This is a genomic window from Levilactobacillus hammesii DSM 16381, assembly GCF_001434395.1.
In the GTDB taxonomy this organism is placed as follows: Bacteria; Bacillota; Bacilli; order Lactobacillales; family Lactobacillaceae; genus Levilactobacillus; species Levilactobacillus hammesii.
Map to the genome: position 1 here is coordinate 33,766 of NZ_AZFS01000045.1, position 19,203 is coordinate 52,968.

General features: G+C 50.2%; 18 protein-coding genes. 12 read left to right on the top strand and 6 right to left on the bottom strand.

Features of this window, described 5'->3' with window-relative positions:
• Positions 1-168 precede the first annotated feature (168 nt).
• Positions 169-495 carry a type II toxin-antitoxin system RelE/ParE family toxin gene (locus FD28_RS03680; RefSeq protein WP_057732712.1) on the top strand — a complete coding sequence of 109 codons (327 nt, stop codon included), beginning with the start codon at positions 169-171 and terminating at the stop codon, positions 493-495.
• Complete coding sequence (locus FD28_RS03685; RefSeq protein WP_057732713.1) at positions 488-793, top strand: helix-turn-helix transcriptional regulator; 306 nt, start codon at positions 488-490, stop codon at positions 791-793. Before FD28_RS03680 ends, FD28_RS03685 begins: the two co-directional genes overlap by 8 nt.
• A 76-nt stretch (positions 794-869) precedes the next feature.
• On the opposite strand, the gene yidA (FD28_RS03690) is transcribed toward FD28_RS03685, so the two are convergent.
• The 4 genes from yidA (FD28_RS03690) to FD28_RS03705 are packed head-to-tail and all read right to left on the bottom strand — an operon-like array spanning position 870 to position 4,757.
• On the bottom strand, positions 870-1,679 hold the full coding sequence (gene yidA / locus FD28_RS03690) for a sugar-phosphatase (RefSeq protein ID WP_057732715.1): 810 nt from the start codon (positions 1,677-1,679) through the stop codon (positions 870-872).
• Between the two features lie 16 nt (positions 1,680-1,695).
• Positions 1,696-2,511 carry a sugar-phosphatase gene (gene yidA, locus FD28_RS03695; RefSeq protein WP_057732718.1) on the bottom strand — a complete coding sequence of 272 codons (816 nt, stop codon included), beginning with the start codon at positions 2,509-2,511 and terminating at the stop codon, positions 1,696-1,698.
• A 1-nt stretch (position 2,512) separates the two neighbouring features.
• The gene (locus FD28_RS03700; protein WP_057732720.1) at positions 2,513-3,880 is read right to left on the bottom strand and encodes an HD domain-containing protein; all 1,368 of its coding nucleotides are present in this window, start codon (positions 3,878-3,880) and stop codon (positions 2,513-2,515) included.
• A gap of 43 nt (positions 3,881-3,923) precedes the next feature.
• Positions 3,924-4,757 (bottom strand): lipoate--protein ligase family protein, encoded by an 834-nt coding sequence (locus FD28_RS03705; protein WP_057732722.1) that lies wholly within the window; start codon positions 4,755-4,757, stop codon positions 3,924-3,926.
• A gap of 223 nt (positions 4,758-4,980) precedes the next feature.
• Between FD28_RS03705 and FD28_RS03710 the strand changes: the two genes are divergently transcribed.
• From FD28_RS03710 to FD28_RS03720, 3 genes are all read left to right on the top strand, one after another.
• Positions 4,981-5,421, top strand: coding sequence for a YwiB family protein (locus FD28_RS03710; RefSeq protein WP_057732724.1), 441 nt, complete (start codon positions 4,981-4,983; stop codon positions 5,419-5,421).
• 44 nt (positions 5,422-5,465) lie between these two features.
• A complete protein-coding gene (gene rpoE / locus FD28_RS03715; protein WP_057732726.1) occupies positions 5,466-6,125 on the top strand; it encodes a DNA-directed RNA polymerase subunit delta in 660 nt (219 codons plus the stop codon).
• A 169-nt stretch (positions 6,126-6,294) separates the two neighbouring features.
• Complete coding sequence (locus FD28_RS03720; protein ID WP_057732728.1) at positions 6,295-7,902, top strand: CTP synthase; 1,608 nt, start codon at positions 6,295-6,297, stop codon at positions 7,900-7,902.
• A 120-nt stretch (positions 7,903-8,022) separates the two neighbouring features.
• Here the strand turns inward: FD28_RS03720 and FD28_RS03725 are convergent, their stop codons facing one another.
• The gene (locus FD28_RS03725; protein ID WP_057732730.1) at positions 8,023-8,445 is read right to left on the bottom strand and encodes a MarR family winged helix-turn-helix transcriptional regulator; all 423 of its coding nucleotides are present in this window, start codon (positions 8,443-8,445) and stop codon (positions 8,023-8,025) included.
• A gap of 116 nt (positions 8,446-8,561) precedes the next feature.
• Between FD28_RS03725 and alsS the strand changes: the two genes are divergently transcribed.
• Both alsS and budA read left to right on the top strand, forming a co-directional pair.
• On the top strand, positions 8,562-10,238 hold the full coding sequence (gene alsS / locus FD28_RS03730) for an acetolactate synthase AlsS (protein ID WP_083478108.1): 1,677 nt from the start codon (positions 8,562-8,564) through the stop codon (positions 10,236-10,238).
• A gap of 13 nt (positions 10,239-10,251) precedes the next feature.
• Positions 10,252-10,959, top strand: a complete 708-nt coding sequence (gene budA, locus FD28_RS03735) for an acetolactate decarboxylase (RefSeq protein ID WP_057732732.1) — start codon at positions 10,252-10,254, stop codon at positions 10,957-10,959.
• A gap of 91 nt (positions 10,960-11,050) precedes the next feature.
• Here the strand turns inward: budA and FD28_RS03740 are convergent, their stop codons facing one another.
• Positions 11,051-13,384 carry an ABC transporter ATP-binding protein/permease gene (locus FD28_RS03740; RefSeq protein WP_057732734.1) on the bottom strand — a complete coding sequence of 778 codons (2,334 nt, stop codon included), beginning with the start codon at positions 13,382-13,384 and terminating at the stop codon, positions 11,051-11,053.
• Positions 13,385-13,914: 530 nt separating this feature from the next.
• Here FD28_RS03740 and FD28_RS03745 point away from each other — a divergent pair.
• The 5 genes from FD28_RS03745 to FD28_RS03765 all read left to right on the top strand — a co-directional run bounded on the left by FD28_RS03745 (position 13,915) and on the right by FD28_RS03765 (position 19,070).
• Positions 13,915-14,451 carry a TetR/AcrR family transcriptional regulator gene (locus tag FD28_RS03745; protein ID WP_057732736.1) on the top strand — a complete coding sequence of 179 codons (537 nt, stop codon included), beginning with the start codon at positions 13,915-13,917 and terminating at the stop codon, positions 14,449-14,451.
• Positions 14,452-14,576: 125 nt separating this feature from the next.
• On the top strand, positions 14,577-15,866 hold the full coding sequence (locus FD28_RS03750; protein ID WP_057732738.1) for a UDP-N-acetylglucosamine 1-carboxyvinyltransferase: 1,290 nt from the start codon (positions 14,577-14,579) through the stop codon (positions 15,864-15,866).
• Between the two features lie 100 nt (positions 15,867-15,966).
• Positions 15,967-16,218, top strand: coding sequence for a type B 50S ribosomal protein L31 (locus FD28_RS03755; protein WP_020089147.1), 252 nt, complete (start codon positions 15,967-15,969; stop codon positions 16,216-16,218).
• A 551-nt stretch (positions 16,219-16,769) separates the two neighbouring features.
• Complete coding sequence (locus FD28_RS03760) at positions 16,770-18,167, top strand: FAD-dependent oxidoreductase (protein ID WP_057732740.1); 1,398 nt, start codon at positions 16,770-16,772, stop codon at positions 18,165-18,167.
• Between the two features lie 195 nt (positions 18,168-18,362).
• Positions 18,363-19,070, top strand: coding sequence for a class A sortase (locus FD28_RS03765; protein WP_057732742.1), 708 nt, complete (start codon positions 18,363-18,365; stop codon positions 19,068-19,070).
• The last annotated feature ends 133 nt before the right edge of the window (positions 19,071-19,203 follow it).

Genomic DNA, 19,203 nt, shown 5'->3' on the forward strand with positions numbered 1-19,203 from the left:
TACGATTGTGGCGGGTCTGACTGTCAATTGATTGGGGAGTCGTGTAGTATGAGGCATACCCTATGGGCAGGTTAAGTTGAAAAAATATAAAATGTCGCGAATATTTGACCGAAAATTACGGAGTTAGTCCTTAGACGTTGGAAAACGTTTCTGAGGAGGACGATAGCATTGCAGGTTGAATTTGAGCAGCGACAATTGGAAAAAAGCTTTAAAAGCTTATCAACGTTGACACGGCGTTTTGGTCGGCGTGCGGCCAATAATTTGGGGAAAAGAATCAAGGAATTAGAAGTAGCCGATAATCTCAGTCAAATTTCGCATGTTCCGCCACCAAGACTGCACGCCCTGACGGGAAATCGACGTGGTTATTTTGCTGTAATGGTTACGGCAAATATGCGTTTAGTCTTTAGTGGGTTAAATCATGAAGGGGAAAAGAGTTTGGTTAAGTCAGAAATTACAGCCGTTCTAGTCAAGGAGGTCGTTGATTACCATGATTAATAAAAAAGTACCATTCAAATCCCAAATTCCAGTTGCGCCCGGTGAAACCCTAGTCGAAGCTATTGACTATTTAAAAATTTCGCCCGCAAGCTTAGCGCAACGCACCCACACGACCTTGGTTTACGTTCAAGGCGTCTTGGCCGGCACGGTGGCGGTGACCCCGGCCTTTGCCGAGGAATTGACGAAGATTATTGATGTGCCCGCGGATTTCTGGTTACGTTATGATGCGGATTATTGGCAGTTGAAGGCCAAGGAAGCCGCACGCACCCCCAATAAGCGTGGGGGCAATGGTGATTAGCTGGTGTACGGTTTAACCAGATAACTAAAAAGGCCGGGATATTATCCCAGCCTCAGTGGTTTCATCCAAATTGGTCTTACTTTAAAGCGTACTTGCGAATCGCTGCGGCCACACCGTCTTCGGCGTTGGTCAGTGTGACGGCTTGGGCGGCGTCCTTGATTTCATCAATGGCGTTACCCATGGCGACACCCAGGCCGGCGTATTGAATCATGGTCAGGTCGTTACCTTGGTCACCCAAAGCCATAACCTCATCCGCGGTGAAGCCTAATTTAGCGGCGAGTTCACCCAGCGTGTTCCCCTTGCTGGCCTTTTTGTTCATGACTTCGACGAAGAATGGGGTGCTTTGAACCACGTAGTAACGGTCGCGGATCTCTTGAGGGATCTCTTTGTTAACGCGGTTGATGGTGTCCGGTTCGTCCACGAACATGGCCTTAGAGATGGTCAGGTTGCGATCCATTTCACCGACTTCACGGTAACGGATCAGCATCCGCACCAGGTTACTTTCAAAGATGGTGTAGCCACTGATATCCTTGTTGGCCGTGTAAATGTAGTCGGGTGTTTCAATTTGGAAGTGGGTCTGTAGCTTCCGGGACAGGGCTTCAAGGTCGATGTAGTCGTTGAAGGTCAATGAGTGGTTGGTCATCATCTTGCCGGAGACCGTTTGTGAGACCGAACCGTTGTAGGTAATGGCGTATTGTTCGTCACCACTGATACCCAGTGCGTCCAGGTAAGGTTGTACCCCAGTTAATGGGCGACCGGTACACAGAACGACCTTAATACCTTGGTCTTTAGCAGCCTGAACGGCATCAATCGTCGCCTGGGCCAGTTCGTTTTTCTCGTTGAGTAGGGTACCGTCAATATCAATCGCAATCATCTTAATTGTCATGTTGTCAATTCTCCTTTTATGCTAAGTCTGGGTTCAATGCGTATTTATAAATGGCCGCCGCCACGCCATCAGCTGCGTTGGTCAGGGTGGTCACGTCGGCAGCCGCTTTGACACGGTCGTTAGCGTTTCCCATGGCCACCCCCAACCCAGCGGTGGTTATCATTGGTAAGTCATTGTCCTGGTCGCCAAGCGCCATTACGGCTGTGAGTGGTAAGTGGAGATGGTCGGCTAGCTCGCGTAGTGCGTTGCCCTTACTGGTCTTGGGGTTCATGACTTCAATGAAGTGAGGATCGGTACGCACCACGTAGAAACGGTTGGTCAGCGCCTGCGGGAGGCGCAGCGCGTCAATCTTGGCAATCTCGTCGATAAAGACCGCGGTCGGCATGAGTAGCTGTGGGTCCATCTGAGCCGCCTCTCGGAAGCGCAGGGGTAAATGGACCAACTGACTTTCCTTGACCGTGTAACGGCTAATATCGCGGTCTGCCGTGTATAAATGCTTGGGGGTGACCACGTGGAAGTGAACCTGCGCTTTGCGGGCAAAGGCCTCTAAGTCGACATAGTCGTTGTAGGTCAGTGCTTGGCTGGCGAGCACGCGTCCGGCGACCGTTTGGACTAAGGCGCCGTTGTAAGTGATCGCGTACTGGTCCTCCCCCTGGATCTTCAGGGCGTTCAGGTAGGGCTGCACGCCAGAGAGCGGGCGGCCGGTGCAGAGCACGACCTTGATGCCCGCTGCGGTGGCGGCTTGAATGGCCGTGATCGTGGGCGCGGTCAAATCGTTCTGCGGATTCAGCAAGGTGCCATCGATGTCCACCGCAATGAGTTTGATGCGCACTTTAATCAGCGTCCTTCTGGTTGATCAACTGGCCGTTACGAATGCAACTGCCGAACTCATCGAAGATCGGCTGGAAGATTTCGGGCGTATCGTCTCCCGGATTCAACATCTCCTTCGGGAAGAAGAAGCGCTGGTCACCGGTGAATTTTCCACGAATGGCGTTGACCAGGTCCGAGACCGTGGAGAGCTCACGCAGACTGCCATCGGGTTCCTGCAATTCAATCTGAGTCAACGGATGCGTGACCTTAGGATCGTAGGCATCGTCATAGGGCAGATCATAGCTGTTATCGGTGGCCGTGTAGTAGTCGGTATTGAAGCCAACCGAGCGAATCATATCTCGCAGATGGGGTAGCTGTGCCTGCGTGGTGTCATCGAAAATGGCGCTCTTTAACGGCTTGCGGTCCAAGAAGCGGTGTGCCAGATCCGCCAAAATTTCATCCGGGGATTGCCGCCAATGCGTGAAGTAGGTGGTCAGTACGCCGTCGTCCAGGTTGAGGTAGTCTTCCAAGTCGAATTGATGATTGAAGAAGGGCAGGAGGAGGTGGGGAACGAAGCTCTCATCGCTCTTGCCCGCCTGATACAGTTCGTTGGCCCGTCCCAGAAGGTGGTCCAAGATGACTTCCATGGACCGGGAGACCGGGTGAAAGTACACCTGCTGATACATCTGAAAGCGGCTGACGATGTAGTCCTCAACGGCATGCATTCCGTTCATGGTAAAGGCGATGCCGTCTTTGTAGGGCCGCATGACCCGCAGAATCCGAGTCAGGTCAAAGGTGCCGTATTCGGTTCCCGTGAAGTAGGCGTCCCGCAAAAGGTAGTCCATCCGGTCGGCATCAATCTGGCTCGAAATCATCTGGACCACTTGCGGATTTGGATAGGTCTTTTGGATGACACTGGCAACTTCTTGTGGAAAGGTTGGACTGACCCGCCGTAAGATTTGGTTGACTTCGGTTTCTGGCGAGGTCAGAATCTCGGCCGTAATGGCTTCGTGATCGGTGTGAAAGATGTGCTCAAAGGTGTGGGAGTAAGGACCGTGACCGATATCGTGCAGGAGTGCGGCACACAGCGCAGTCAGGCGTTCATGATCGTCCCAGCCACCATCACCGGGTGTCTTGGTGGGGTAGTTTCGCTGGAAGCTGTCACAGATTTGACGGGTCACCTCGTAGACACCTAGAGAATGGGTAAACCGAGAATGCTCCGCGCCGTGAAAGATCAACGACGCCGTTCCCAACTGTTTGATCCGGCGAAGTCGCTGAAATTCTCGGGTGTTAATCAAGTCTAAAATAACCTGGTGCTGAACATAAATGTAGTTGTGCACGGGGTCTAGAAACACTTTTTCGCGGGGTAACCGCGCTGTTGCGTAGCTCACTGTGATTCCTCCTTACAATTTTTAATAGCCTGATAGCTCGTGACTACTTGGCAGTTAACCGGGGCTGACGCCGGGCCATCTGTGCGGTCGCTCGATCCAGACTGGTGATGAACCGCGGTTCCGCCATCATGGCAGCGAGCTTAGCCCGACCGACGCGCAAGCCAGCCGTTGAACAGGCCGTGATGAAGCGCTGCTCGGCGTCGTCCACCGTGAGTGGTTGGTGGCATAAAGCGGCCGTCGTGGTCATGACGGCGGGATCCACGTCGGGAAAGTTCCAATCGTTGGGGTGATTTCCCAGACCTGCCTGGTAGAAGCTGCGAATCAGACTACCGCGCATCGCTTGATCGCCGGTAACACTGAGATAGAGCATGGTTACCAGGGAATGCGGACTGCGACGTTGGGCAATCCCCGCAATTTTGAGGCCATCCACACTGAGGTCGTAGTCACCTGGGCAATAGGAGCGCGTAATCTCATAGTGTTTCAGAGAAAGCTCAGGCCAAGCCGCCGCGACCAATTGGGCCATCTGCGCATAAGCCGCGTCGACGCTGAGGGCCGGTGTGGTCAGTGGGGAGAACAGGGAAACGTTCAGGACACCCCCATCGGCAACCACGGCGAGCCCCCCCGAATTACGGAGAACATAGTCGTAGCCATAACGTTGAACGGCATTAATCGCCGCTGGCAGTTCGGGAAGTCGTTTATCCTTGAGCCCCATAATTACCGTGGGCTGCATCGTCCAGAAGTGTAGGATCGGTTGTTTGAGTACGGGTACCAGGTCAAGTAAGGCGTTGGTATAGCCAAAGGCCTGGTTCTTGTGATCGGCCGCAATGGGCGTGGTCACGACTTGAATGCTGTCGGTTGGTAAGTCAAAAGGACCCATCACGCCACCTGCTTTCGTGTAATCGTTTCAATGCTCTCATTATACTAGAAAATGTGGGCTACGTCATGGTCTGGACCAATCTGCTTTGACTTGAACCGCATATCGTTCCGTTTAACCGAGGTCATGGTGAAAGCAATCCCCCATCGGAAAGCATAAAAGGTAGGTTTTCCGCAGCAAATGAACTATAATTAGTCCAGACAATTCGCGGAAAGGAAGTGTGCAGATGGATCAATTATCAGCGGGAGTGCCCGTGATGATTCACCTAGAAACCCATATCAAACAAAACGATGACGTCTCTGACTATCAATTGGATGTTGATGGGCAGCTCGTTCAAATGGGGGTCAATCTATACTTACGGTACCTGGAACCCGATAATGACACCGGTGAAAAGACGCCAGTGACCATGAAGTTTACGCCGGAAGGGGAGGTGCACTTGACCCGGAACGCCGAGGCAGAGTTGCGCCTACACTTCATCAGTGGCAAACGCGTGACGGCCCGGTATAACACGCCTTATGGGGTGATGCCGATTGAGACGGTGACCCCTTATCTGGAAACGAGTTTTAAGGAAAAGCCATTCAGTGGCAATGTTAAAATTGATTATTTGCTCTATGCTGGCGAAGAATTAGTCGGGAACTACAAGATTAGATTGCATTTTACGGCATAAGCGAGTATCATATTTCGTAGACTGTGGAAAGGACGTGCACCAGTTTGGAATTAAAAGTCTTTGAGGGCCAGAATAAAAAGGAATTATCAATGATCGAAGTTGCTCACGCCATTTTGTCGCAACACGGCGATGTTATGGCATTTGCTGACTTAGCGAACGCCGTCCAAGCTTATTTAGGCGACAGTGACGCCGAAGTTCGTGACCGGCTGTCCCAATTCTATACGGATTTAAATGTCGATGGTAGTTTCATTTCTCTGGGTGATAACCTTTGGGGACTGCGAACTTGGTATCCGTTTGAATCCATCGATGAAGCAACGGTTCACGCCGAGGAAGACGAAGATCAACCTAAGCGTAAGAAGCGTAAGAAGGTTAACGCCTTCTTAGCCGACACGACCGATGACGATGATGTGATCGATTACGATGACGACGATCCAGAAGATGATGACACGACCGCCTACGCCGCCGATGATGACGACGATGACGATAGTGCTGCCACTGGATCCGGGCCAGATTTGGGTAAGTTACAGACCGGCTTGGGCATCGATGACGATGACGAAGAAGACGATACAGAAGACATCCCTGATGGTATCGAAGATCAGCTTTCTCAAATGGAAGCCCCAGATGATGATACCGACAATCTCGACTTTTCCGCCGATGACGACGAAGCCGACGATGATGAAGATGAAGACGACGAACAGAAATAAATTTTCAAAGTTCGCTTGACCTCTAGCCAAAAAACAGGTACTATATTTTTTGGGCTCCTTGCTACTTGTAGCGAGGACAACTGGACGGTGAAGTAGCTCCCTATTCCGAATGAATAGGGAGCTTTTTTATAGTTTTAAAACCCTAAATAATCTTACAAGGAGTTTGCACATGACCAAATATATTTTTGTGACTGGCGGCGTGGTTTCATCACTAGGTAAGGGGATCGTTGCTGCTTCCCTAGGACGGCTGTTAAAGAACCGTGGTTTAAACGTAACCATTCAGAAATTCGATCCGTACATCAACGTGGATCCCGGCACGATGAACCCTTATCAACATGGGGAAGTCTTCGTGACCGATGATGGGACCGAAACGGATTTGGATTTGGGTCATTACGAACGTTTCATTGATAACAATCTGAACAAGTACTCAAACGTGACGACTGGTAAGATTTATTCGGAAGTTTTGGAAAAAGAACGGCGTGGGGACTATCTGGGAGCAACTGTGCAAGTGATCCCGCATATTACCGGCATGATTAAAGAAAAAATCATGCGCGCTGGTAAGACGTTAGGCGCTGATTTCGTCATTACGGAAATTGGGGGAACTGTTGGGGACATCGAATCTCAACCATTCCTGGAAGCCATTCGTCAAATGAAGTCCGAAGTGGGCGACGAAAACGTGGTCTACATTCACACCACGCTGGTGCCAACGCTGCACGCGGCGCACGAAATGAAGACGAAGCCTACGCAACATTCCGTGCGTGAACTGCGGAGCATTGGGATTCAACCAAACATTCTGGTGGTTCGGACTGAAAATCACATTACCGATGACATGCGGCAAAAGATTGCGTTGTTCTGTGACGTGCAACCTTCAGCGGTTATCGAATCCATGGATGTGCCCACGATCTACTCCATTCCTTTGCGTTTACAAGAACAGGGCTTGGATCAGATTGTCTTGGATCACTTCAAGGTGGAAGCACCGAAGTCCGACATGGCCAAGTGGTCGAAGATGGTTGATCACATGCAGAACTTAAAGCGGACCATTAAGATCGCCTTGGTCGGCAAGTACGTGGGCTTGCACGATGCCTACATCTCCGTGGCAGAAGCCCTGCAACACGCGGGTTACCCGGTCGATGCCAAGATTGACTTGGACATGATCGATGCCGAAAAGATCACGGAAGAAAATGTGGCTGACGTGTTAGGTGCCGCTGACGGGATCATCGTGCCTGGTGGTTTCGGTGACCGGGGGATTGAAGGCATGATCACGGCCATCAAGTACGCCCGTGAACAAGACGTGCCGTTCCTGGGAATTTGCCTGGGGATGCAAGTGGCCAGCATTGAATTTGCTCGGGATATTCTGGGCTACAAGGATGCCAACTCCACTGAAATGGATCCAGAGACCAGCCACAAGATCATTGACCTGATGGCCGATCAGACGGACGTCCATGAAATGGGGGGGACCCAACGGCTGGGACTGTACCCTTGCAAGTTGAAGCCGGGTAGCAAGGCTGCCGCAGCTTACGACAACCAGTCGATGGTGGAAGAACGTCACCGTCACCGTTACGAATTCAACAACCAATACCGGGCCGAAATGGCTGCCAAGGGTTTGGTCTTCTCCGGGACGTCTCCTGACGATCACCTGGTCGAAGTCATTGAATTGCCAGAAAAGAAGTTCTTCGTGGCATCTCAATACCACCCAGAATTCCTGTCACGGCCTAACCGTCCGGAAGGCTTGTTCCGCGACTTTATCGCTGCGGCTAGCAAGGAAGTTAAGGACTAGGTTTCAACGGCTAACTTAAAAATAATTAGTATTTTTAAATTGAATCCAAATAAAAGCTGTAAACTCACAAATGATCAAGTGAGTTTACAGCTTTTTTTGCACTATTAATGGCCGTGGATTTTAGTCTACCTCAATAATACTGGTCACCGCCGCCTCAATCGCCGGAATCAGCGGACTGTTGGCATCGATACCCGTTTGGTCGAAGCGCGCCTGCCACCAGCTGCGGCGGATCTTCTGGACCTGATTGACGACGTCTTCGCCGGCCGTGGTCAGCGTGAGCAGCTGGGTCTTACCCGTACCGGCCGTTTTAGTCAGATAGCCCAGCCCCAGAATTTTATTAACTTCGCGGGTGGTTAGCCCCTTGTCGATGACCAAAGTCTTGGCAACTTGGTTTTGATTAATTGCGGGATGTTCGTGAACCGTCAGTAAAACACAGGCGGCCGTCGGATTTAACCCTAATTTTGCAAACGCTTCACGGGTGTCCTTATAGTATTTACGGTGCAGAATCGAAATGTCCTGCGCCAGATAACCGAGATCTTTCATAGGTGACTCCCTTCTCCGAAATGTTCTGTGTTGACAAAACAACTTAATGCCATTATGATGAATCTAAGTTGACTTGTCAACACGACTAAATTAATGATTAAAAAGGCGGGGTAACGGTGAAAGATACGAAGACTGGTGCACAAGCACTGATTCAAAGCATGATTAATCAAGGTATTAAGTATGTTTTTGGTATTCCAGGAGCCAAGGTCGATCAACTTTTTGAAGGGATTCAATACAGTGAGGATCCCCGGGCGCCTAAGCTAATCATCACGCGACACGAACAGAATGCCGCGATGATTGCCTCCGGGATCGGTCGCTTGACCGGTAAGCCAGGCGTGGTGGCAACCACGTCTGGTCCCGGAGTGTCTAACCTGACGACCGGCCTCATTACGGCTACGGCCGAAGGGGACCCCGTCATCGCTTTAGGTGGGCAAGTGCCCCAAGACGATATTGGCCGGTTGACCCATCAGAGTATTCCTAGCAAGGAGCTGTTGAGCTCGGCCACCAAGTCTAGCGTGGAAGTGCAAAACGCCAACAGTCTCTCTGAAGCCTTTGCCAACGCCTACCAAACGGCCGTTGCGCCCAAGGCGGGTGCCACCTTTATTTCCCTGCCACAAAACGTGTTGAACGGCGACGTTGACCGGCCAGAAATCAAGGCTGTGCCGACGGTTGATCAGGGGGTTGCGGATGTGGCCACCGTTGATGCCATTGTGGAAAAGATCCAACACGCCAAACTACCGGTTATCTTAGCCGGGATGCGGGCTTCCGCTAGTGACGTAACGGCAGCTATTCGCGAGCTCTTACAACACGCAGCGATTCCAGTCGTTGAGACTTTCCAAGGTGCCGGGGTTGTTTCACGCGACCTGGTCACCAACTACTTTGGTCGGGTTGGCCTGTTCCGCAACCAGGTCGGAGATAATCTATTGAAGCAAAGTGACCTGGTCATCACCGTGGGGTACGATCCCGTGGAATACGAAGCGCGGATCTGGAATGCCGATCGGACGGGGGATGTCATCAGCTTAGACAGTGTGGTTCCCGAAATTACCACGGATTACCAACCCGAAATGGTGGTGCACGCCGATATTGCGAAGACGCTGCGGGCCATTGTCCAAAAATTGCCTGCTAACTGGGCACTCGCGGAGGATGTTCAGGCCGAGCTCGACAAGTCCGGCAAGACCTTGGCTGCCCAGGCCGAAGCACCGGCGGCCGATGACGAACACGGGATTCATCCGTTGGCGATCATCCAAGCCCTCCAGAATAAGGTGAACGATGAGACCACGGTGACCGTGGATGTCGGTAGCTTTTACATCTGGATGGCGCGCTACTTCCGGAGTTACCAACCACGGCACCTGCTCTTCAGTAACGGGATGCAGACGCTAGGGGTAGCCTTCCCTTGGGCGGTTGCGGCCGCACTGGAACGTCCCGGCCAGCCGATTGTTTCGGTTGCTGGTGACGGTGGCTTCCTGTTCACCAGTCAGGAACTGGAAACGGCTGTTCGTTTGAAATTACCCATTGTTCAGTTGATTTGGGACGATGGCGCCTATGACATGGTTAAATTTCAAGAAATTGCCAAATATGGACGTGAAGCCGGGGTAAGCTTTGGTCCCGTTGACTACGTGAAGTACGCTGAAAGCTTTGGTGCAACGGGCTTCCGGGTTGATCATGCGGCCGATTTGGCTGGCACACTGGATCAAGCCTTCCAGACTGAAGGGCCAGTGGTCGTTCAGATTCCGGTTGACTATCGGGACAATTTAAAACTAAAATCATTATTGTTGAAAGATGTTTTAAGCTAAAGGGAGTAATGATATGAATGAAACAACCTTGTATCAACACGGTACCTTGGCCTTGCTGGTCCCTGGCTTACTGACGGGGACGTTAACCATGAAAGAATTGTTAGCGCACGGTGACACGGGTATCGGAACCGGTGAGGGCCTTGACGGCGAGCTGATTATTTTGGACGGCAAGCCTTATCAGGTCAACAATCGTGGCGAAGTCAATGTCGTCCCGAATGACTTTACGTTGCCATTTGCCAACAGTCATTTTGCGGCTTATCGGCCCCTGATGACGGTGGAAAATGCGACGCAGGAAGAACTGCACGATCAGGTTCTGGGCTTGACCCACGATGCCAACACGTTCTTCTCAATCTTAGTGAAGGGGACCTTCACGAACGTCAAGACACGGGCGGTTGCCAAGTCCAGTCGGCCATTCAAGTCTTTGGCCGAGACGGCTAAGCAGCAGAGTGTCTTTGACCGTAAAGAGGTTGAAGGGACCTTACTGGGGTACTATTCGCCACAACTGTTCGATGGGGCTGCAGTGGGCGGTTACCATGATCACTTTCTATCAGCCGCCCATGACTTTGGCGGTCACCTCTTAGGTTTTGGCACGGTCACTGGCGAAGTCCAAGTGCAGACGTTCTCAACCTTGGAACAACATCTGCCGGTCGACGATGACGCTTATCGCAACCACGACTTTTCCCAGGATGACATCATGGGAGCCATTCACCAGGCGGAATAGCGACCATTCAAATACAAATTAAAAATGGCACGCAAATCAATTTTGATTTGCGCGCCATTTTAGTTAGCGATAAAAGTTAAATTTAGCGAATTTATTCGGAACGTAATGCCGTGGCCGCGTCCTTCTTAGCCGCCATCCGTGCTGGGATGTGACCACCCAACATCGTCAGAACGGTACTGATGATAATCAGGACAATTCCGTGGACGGGGTTCAAGTGGGCGACGTTACTCAGATCGGTGATACTCTTGAGCACCACATTGATGGGGAACGTCAGGAGCCAAGCAATCACGACACCCAAGACCCCGGAGCCGACACCGAGGATAAAGGTTTCAGCGTCAAATACCCGTGTGATGTCCTTCTTCCGGGCACCCAAGGCCTTCAAGATCCCAATTTCCTTGGTTCGTTCGAGAACGGACGTGTAGGTAATGATGGCGATCATGATCATACTCGTGACCAGAGAAATTCCGGCAAAGGCAACTAAGACGTAGGTGATGGCACTCATCAGCCCACCCGTCAGGTCGGAAACGGTCCCGGCCATATCGGTGTAAATCACCTTATCAGCCTTGCTCTTACCCTTGTTGTATTTATCTAGGTACGTCAACACCTTGTCCTTGTTCTTGAAGGTGTTGGGGTAGATCAAAATACCAGAAGGCGTGGTCGAACCACCCAGATAACTCACCAGGCTGGCCTTGGTATCCTTGTTAACGGTTTGGCCGGTCATGACATTGCTGTCGGATTTTTTCTGGGCCTTAACGATTGCGGAATTCTTGTTGGCGTTGATGATATTTTGAGTCAGCTTGTCGCTGTAAACAATACCTGAGGACAGGACGTTTTCAGAAGACTTGGCCTTTACCCGTAAGATTCCGGCAATCCGAATGGTTGTGTTGTTCTTGTTATTGTAGAGACTGTTCGTGGCCTTGTTAGGCACGTAATTGCCGGTAGGGAGACTTTGATAGTAGTCGTTGTTGTTGACGACCTTGATCTTGGTCCCGACAATCTTGTTGTAATTCAACTTTTGATTATCCTTGACGTCAAAGTTTAAATTCTTCAGCGCATTGATATTAGCGGAGTTGTCACGGTCAACCAACAGGATGACGTCATTGGCACTCTTGGGGTAACTTCCGGCAATCACTTTGTAGTGCTTCTTCAGGAAGTTGGTGCCCCCATCACTGGCACTAGGATAAACGGAACCACCGACCCCAGTGGAACTGGTCATGGCAGCGGACATCGCATTATTATTACCATTGCTGCTACTGTCGGCGTTGGAGAAGGAAACCGTCTTGGTCTTACCATTGGTTTGTCGCAAGAGGTTCATGCCCGTCGCGTAAGTGTAGGTGATGTTTTTACTTAAGTCAGGGTTAATGTTTTTAACATATTTTAAGTAACTCTTGGTAATCTTATTCTGGTGGACGGATTTGTCGGCGTCACTGATCTTGGCCACCACTTTGGTTGACTTGGTGGTCTTCTTATTGTTCTGTGGACCGGTCGTTGACGAATCTTGGGCCGTCTGTGAAATGGTAATGGGGAACTGCGCCAGCGTGTTGGACTGGGTCTTGTTGATCTGCGTCTGGAAACCGTTGGACAGTGCCAGCACAATCGCAATCCCGATGATCCCAATACTGGAGGCGAATGCCGTCAGAGCCGTTCGTCCCTTCTTGGTACGAATGTTGTTGAAGGAAAGTTTCAACGCCGTCCAGAAGGTCATCTTGGTCTTCTTTAACTTGAATTGGGCGGCATCGGTATGACCATCGTAAGGGTCGGAATCGTGTTGAATCTGACCATCGGCGAATTCGATGATCCGATCGGCGTACTCATGCGCCAGGTCGGGGTTATGGGTGACCATAATGACCAACCGTTCGGCGGAGAGCTCCTTGATGAGCTTCATGATTTCTTCACTGGTCCCGGTATCCAGGGCACCAGTTGGTTCATCACACAACAGGATTTCTGGCTCGTTGGCAATGGCTCGGGCAATGGCGACCCGTTGCAACTGGCCACCGGACAACTGGTTGGGCTTTTTGTTAATGTGGTCGGTCAAACCGACACGATCGAGGGCCTTACGGGCTTTTTCCTTCTTCTCGGCACTGGAGACACCACTCAACGTCATTCCCATTTCGACGTTGTCGAGGATGCTCAGGTGACTGATGATGTTGTAACTTTGGAAAATGAACCCGACGGAATTATTCCGGTAGGCGTCCCAATCGGCGGCGGAGAAATCCTTGGTGGAACGACCTTCAATGGCCAGATCGCCGGAATCGTAGATGTCCAATCCACCGATACCATTCAACATGGTCGTCTTCCCGGAACCACTAGGGCCGAGGATTGCGACGAATTCTTGGGAACGGAATGCGACGGAAACATCGTCGAGGGCTTTCGTGACGGAGTCTCCCACGTAGTAATATTTTTTGATGTGTTTAAGTTCCAGCATTTAAAATAATCCTTCCATTTTTTGAATTCGGCTGTTGTTCACGGTGCTTTTCTGATAAACTAGACATTAATGCAACACCGTGTCTTACATCATAAAAATAAATGCTTTAATTGGCAAGCGCCAATGTAAGCTGAACTGTTGTAAAAGCGACACTTTTGTCAAAAATGTTGTAAACATGAAAACGTGGGGCACTGGTCTTACGGCAATTGTCGGTGTGACCGTGTCCCGTACTTAAACATTGGCCGGCAGTTCGTTAAGCGATGTCACTTACCGAACACGAGTGATATGCGTGACGTTTTCGGCTACTCGTTAGAAAATGTGACTGATCAAAAGATTCTGAGAGTCGCAATGTCAGCACAGTGGCGTCTTTTCGATTAACCGTGCTAGGTGTTCTCAACAGTCAGTCATGACTGGCTTTAACTTTACAGGAAGTCGGCCGAAAGCGCACGTAAAGTTGCTTATAATTAATTCGTTAGTCCCGCGAACTTTGTGGCGCGGACTGACGATTTGGTCAAATAGGAGTGAAATCTATGGTTGGTGTGAAAAATAATCGGCGCGCCCGGTATACCCAGCGGGTGATCCAGGAGACTGTGCTTTCCTTGCTAGAGAGTAAACCGATTAACGCCATTTCGGTAACGGAAGTTTGTGCGCAGGCCGATGTCAACCGGACAACGTTCTACCGGTACTATACGGACGTCTACGATTGCGTAGAGAGCATTGAGAAAGCCTTTGTTAAATCGTTACACCCATTGGCGGGGGCGACGCCTAGTCAAGCCTTAGAGCACCTGTTAACGGCGTTCTATGAGGACAAGAAGCTGAGTAATCTTGTTTTTGTGGAAGGGAAGACCAAGCTCCTTGAACGGATGCAGGACCTGATGGCCCACACGGGGCCGAAGCCGCCAATGATTGCGGATTACCAGGGCGCTTATATTGGCGCTGGGCTACAGAATATTTTAAAGAAGTGGGTGAAGGACGGTATGCCCGAGACCCCACATAAATTGACGCAAATCATTATCGACACCATTCTAGCCAAGAACCTTGATGACCTCCGTGATGAGGTTTTATAGTCGGCTAATATTACATTTTAGCCAGAATCCCGGGAAAGTGTTGTCTTTTTGCCCGGCATTATTTATCATGGTATCTGACTGTATGGAATTAATATGGAAGATTATTAAGTGAGGATAGCTTCATAATGAAAAAAATGATAATTCACGGCGGCCGTCGTCTTTCTGGAGAAGTGACGATCGGTGGCGCCAAAAACAGCACAGTGGCCTTAATTCCGGCAGCAATTTTAGCTGATACGCCGGTCCGTTTTGATATGGTACCGGATATCCTTGACGTGCACAATTTAATGCTAATTCTAAAATCAATGAATGTGCATTCTACCTTTGAAGATGGGGTCTTAACCATTGATCCGACCGAAATCGTGGAAGCACCGCTACCTAGCAAGGCAATCAAGAGCTTGCGGGCATCTTACTATTTTATGGGGTCCTTGTTGGGGCGGTTCCAACGGGCCACGCTGAGTTTCCCGGGTGGCGATAACATTGGACCACGGCCCATCGATCAGCACATCAAGGCCTTTGAAGCCCTGGGTGCTTCGGTGGAGGAACACGATGGTACCGTGCGGATCACCACTGGGCCCGAGGGCTTACATGGTGCGCGGATCTTCCTGGATATGGTTTCAGTAGGGGCAACGATCAACTCCATCTTAGCTGCGGTTAAAGCAGTCGGGACCACGGTGATTGAAAATGCCGCTAAGGAACCAGAAATCATTGATGTGGCGACGTTCTTAAACAACATGGGTGCGCACATTCGTGGTGCCGGCACTGACGTTATTCGAATCGAAGGGGTGCCCACGTTGCGTGCGATGAACACACACACGATCATTCCCGATCGGATCGAGGCCGGGACTTACTTATCGATGGCTGCGGCTATGGGTGATGGCATTGTGATTAAGAATGTGATTCCCGAACATCTCGAAGCCTTTACGGCCAAGATGATTGAGATGGGTGTGCCGTTAGAGATTAACGAAGACAGCATTTACGTGCCCCGATCGGAGAATCTAAAGCCAATTCGAATCAAGACGATGCCGTTCCCGGGCTTTGCCACGGATTTGCAGCAGCCGTTGACGCCGCTGTTGTTCCGGGCCAATGGCAGTAGTGTCGTGATTGATACCATCTACCCGAAGCGGATTAAGCACATTGCCGAGTTACGGAAGATGGGCGCTAACATTCGCTCGGAAGACGACATGATTGTGGTCGATCCTAGTGAAGATCTGACGGGTAATCAGGTACAGGCGGGCGAAATTCGGGCCGGTGCTGCGTTAGTGATTACCGGACTGATGGCCGATGGTGATACCGAAATTGAAGAAGCAGATAACATCTTGCGGGGCTACGACCGCATCGTTGACAAATTGACGGCGCTTAACGCCGATGTGGAAATCGTGAGTAAGGAAAGTCTGGTAGAAAACGGCCAAGATTAGGCATTGCTCGGATACGACTTTCATGGTATAATTCAACGGTTGACGATTAAATCAATCTCTGGCTCAGTCAATGGACCAGGGCAAAGGAGCGTAATACATTATGAAGCAAGGAATCCATCCAGATTACCACGAAGTTGTGTTCCAAGACTCAAGTACTGGTTTCCAGTTCTTGTCTGGTTCAACTGCAACTTCTGACGAAACGGTTGAATGGGAAGATGGCAACACTTACCCATTAATCCGTGTCGAAATTTCTTCAGATTCACATCCATTCTACACGGGTAAGCAAAAGTTTACTCAAGCAGATGGTGCCGTGGACCGTTTCAACAAGAAATACGGTTTGGCAAACGACTAATTATAATAAATATGATTTGTCGCCGGGGGCAGTTTTCAACTGCCGCCGGTTTTTTTGTGGCTAAAATTGGCAAACGACTGCCACGTTAGGCGTCGCTTGCGGGGGCCACGGGGTGTTAGCTTTAGAAATGAAGGGTCCACGGATAGAATGGGGAGGCCCCTAAACCTACATCATCCGCGGTTAGGGGTGAGTCTGACGGAATGGGGAGAGACAGCAAAAAAATTATACTTGCGCGATTTTCCGCCATTTTGGCGAGTTCGGGGTCTTGCGGCAGCTTTTGCTTTGACAATCTTAGTTAATTGGTAGACAATACAGTATCAGAACTAAACCTTAATGGTTGGCGGAGAGAGACTGATATTGTGACGCTAAACCGTTGATAGACGTGGATAACAAGCCTTAATTTGTCCAAGCCTTGAACAAATTAACGAGTAACATGGTAACAGTCTTGCTTATTAGTGATAAAATACCTCAAAGACCATTTGGGGTCGTGCGTCGTGTTTGGGCACGATTGATTCACGTAAAAAGTTTCAGACTACAAGGGGGAACCATTGATGAAGGTCATTATCGTCGGCAGTACTCACGCGGGCACCAACGCCGCTATACAAATTTTGCGAGATCATCCTGAAACGGACGTGACGATTTACGAACGGCACACGAACGTTTCATTTTTGTCGACTGGGATTTCGCTGTTTTTAGACGGTCAGGTAAAACACCTGGAGGATATGTTCTATTCCTCACCAGAAGAGTTGACGCGACTGGGCGCCAACGTCTTAACGCGGCACAATGTGGTGAACATTGATGCGGCGAAGAAGACCGTCAACGTGGTCGATATGGACTCTGGCGAGATGACGACGGATAGTTATGATAAATTAATTATGGCGACGGGCTCGACTGTGAATGTGCCGCCCATCTTCGGTATCGATGAGGACATGGTTCTATTATGTAAGAATTATGAACAAGCCAAGGCCGTCTACCAGGCGGCGAAGGACCATAACCGCATCGCCATCATTGGCGGGGGCTACATTGGGACTGAGCTGGCTGAGAGTTATGCACGGACGGGCCATGATGTTCTGTTGATTCAATCACAGGACATTCTGTTGGACCACTATGTTGATCAGAATCTGTCGGATAAAGTGGTCGATATTCTCCGTGAGCAGGGCGTTGAGGTGGTCCTGAACAATCGGGTCACGGCATTTGCTCAAGATGATGATGGCTTACTGATCGAAACGCTCAATGGGGATTATCGGGCGGACGTGGCCATCGTTAGCACGGGATTCGTGCCGAATACGGCGCTGTTGCGTGGTCAGGTCGAGATGGACCGTCACGGTGCGATTATCATCAATGACTACATCCAGTCATCAGATCCCGATATCTTTGCTTGTGGGGATGCCAGCGTGGTTAATTTCAATCCAACGGGGCAACCCGCCTATACGCCGTTAGCGACGAATGCGGTGCGGCAGGGGCTCCTGGCCGGGATTAATGTCTTTGGCAACCTCCAACGCTACATGGGGACCCAGGCAACGTCAGCCATCAATATCTTCGGGCGGACGTTGGCTTCGTCGGGACTGACGTTGCGTCATGCGGCTTCTGCTGGCTTGAATGCGGATAGTGTGACCTTCGAGAGTACGTGGCGACCAACGTACATGCCGACCACCGACCGCTTGCTGATCAATCTGGTTTATGATCGAGACGATCGGCGGGTTCTGGGGATTCAGTTGTTTAGCAAACACGAAGTCGCCCAGTCGGCCAATGCCGTGTCAATCGCCATTCAGAATCGGAATACGATTGATGATCTGGCCTTTGTCGATATGCTATTCAACCCGAACTTCGATGATACGTTTAACTTCTTGAATCTGGCTGCTCAGATGGCGGTAGCGCAGGAAGCAAAACGGGGCAATAACACGCCGCGAATCACGGCGGGGATTGATGATCCCACCAATAATAAATAAATTAGATTAGAGTGGTGAGCGACTAAGGTGGCTCACCATTTTTATTTTAGGATTTCCCGTCAAGGTGCTGGTGCAGAATCGACCGGAAATGATGGTTTACGTGAGTGCGTGAGGGGATTTCACTTTGTTTTTGTTACCATTTGGGGTAAAATTTCTACCGAAGACCTGAATGATCGGGGGGAGTGACCGGAGATTATGGCAAAACAACAACAGCCCAAACATCGGTGGCGGTGGTTCTGGACAACACTATTTATCATTTTAATAATCATCTCGCTGGGCTTGATCTTTAACGAGCAGATAAAGAACTGGTTGATTTCTTCCTATCAACCACAGATTTCTAAGAAGTCTGTGCAGAAGAACGAGAAGAAGAAGGCTTCGTATGATTTTAGTAAGGTGAAGTCGCTGGACTTCTCGACGGTGGCCAATGCCCGATGGAATACGGCGAACATTCATGTGGTCGGTGAGATCTACATGCCGCAGTCTAAGATTCATTTGCCGATTGCCAAGGGAGTCAGCAATGAAGTCTTGGCCTTAACGGCGGGAACCATGCGGCCGGATCAGAAGATGGGGCAAGGCAACTATCCGTTAGCTGGGCATCATATGACATCGCAGACCATTCTATTCAGTCCATTGTACTGGAAGACGCGGGTGGGGCAGAAGATTTACCTGACCAACGCGAAGAAGGTCTATGTCTATACGGTTAGCGTGCGGAAGTTTATTCCGGCTACAGACGTGAAAGTGGTTGATCAGACCCAAAAGAAGATGGTCACGTTGATTACATGTGATGCGACCGGGGCCAATCGACTGATGATTCGGGGAAACTATGTGAAACAGATGGCGTATAAAGACGCCCCTGTGTCCGTTCAAAAGGGATTCCATAGCGGTTTCAACAATAAAAACTAAAGTGAGAATGACATTCTTTGTGAAATTGCAAAGAATGTTATTTTTTTTGAATTTTTTTGGCTTGTGAAATTTCCGAGGCAATTTGGAAGCTTAAATTGGGCCAATCGTTGATACAGCGCTAATCTGCAAAGTT

Excerpts from the sequence above, each read along its gene's own strand:
- FD28_RS03685 (WP_057732713.1), top strand. The coding sequence starts at position 488 with ATGATTAATAAAAAAGTACCATTCAAATCCCAAATTCCAGTTGCGCCC.
- yidA (WP_057732715.1), bottom strand. The coding sequence starts at position 1,679 with ATGACAATTAAGATGATTGCGATTGATATTGACGGTACCCTACTCAAC.
- FD28_RS03705 (WP_057732722.1), bottom strand. The coding sequence starts at position 4,757 with ATGGGTCCTTTTGACTTACCAACCGACAGCATTCAAGTCGTGACCACG.
- FD28_RS03710 (WP_057732724.1), top strand. The coding sequence starts at position 4,981 with ATGGATCAATTATCAGCGGGAGTGCCCGTGATGATTCACCTAGAAACC.
- FD28_RS03720 (WP_057732728.1), top strand. The coding sequence starts at position 6,295 with ATGACCAAATATATTTTTGTGACTGGCGGCGTGGTTTCATCACTAGGT.
- FD28_RS03725 (WP_057732730.1), bottom strand. The coding sequence starts at position 8,445 with ATGAAAGATCTCGGTTATCTGGCGCAGGACATTTCGATTCTGCACCGT.
- budA (WP_057732732.1), top strand. The coding sequence starts at position 10,252 with ATGAATGAAACAACCTTGTATCAACACGGTACCTTGGCCTTGCTGGTC.
- FD28_RS03740 (WP_057732734.1), bottom strand. The coding sequence starts at position 13,384 with ATGCTGGAACTTAAACACATCAAAAAATATTACTACGTGGGAGACTCC.
- FD28_RS03745 (WP_057732736.1), top strand. The coding sequence starts at position 13,915 with ATGGTTGGTGTGAAAAATAATCGGCGCGCCCGGTATACCCAGCGGGTG.
- FD28_RS03750 (WP_057732738.1), top strand. The coding sequence starts at position 14,577 with ATGAAAAAAATGATAATTCACGGCGGCCGTCGTCTTTCTGGAGAAGTG.
- FD28_RS03755 (WP_020089147.1), top strand. The coding sequence starts at position 15,967 with ATGAAGCAAGGAATCCATCCAGATTACCACGAAGTTGTGTTCCAAGAC.
- FD28_RS03760 (WP_057732740.1), top strand. The coding sequence starts at position 16,770 with ATGAAGGTCATTATCGTCGGCAGTACTCACGCGGGCACCAACGCCGCT.
- FD28_RS03765 (WP_057732742.1), top strand. The coding sequence starts at position 18,363 with ATGGCAAAACAACAACAGCCCAAACATCGGTGGCGGTGGTTCTGGACA.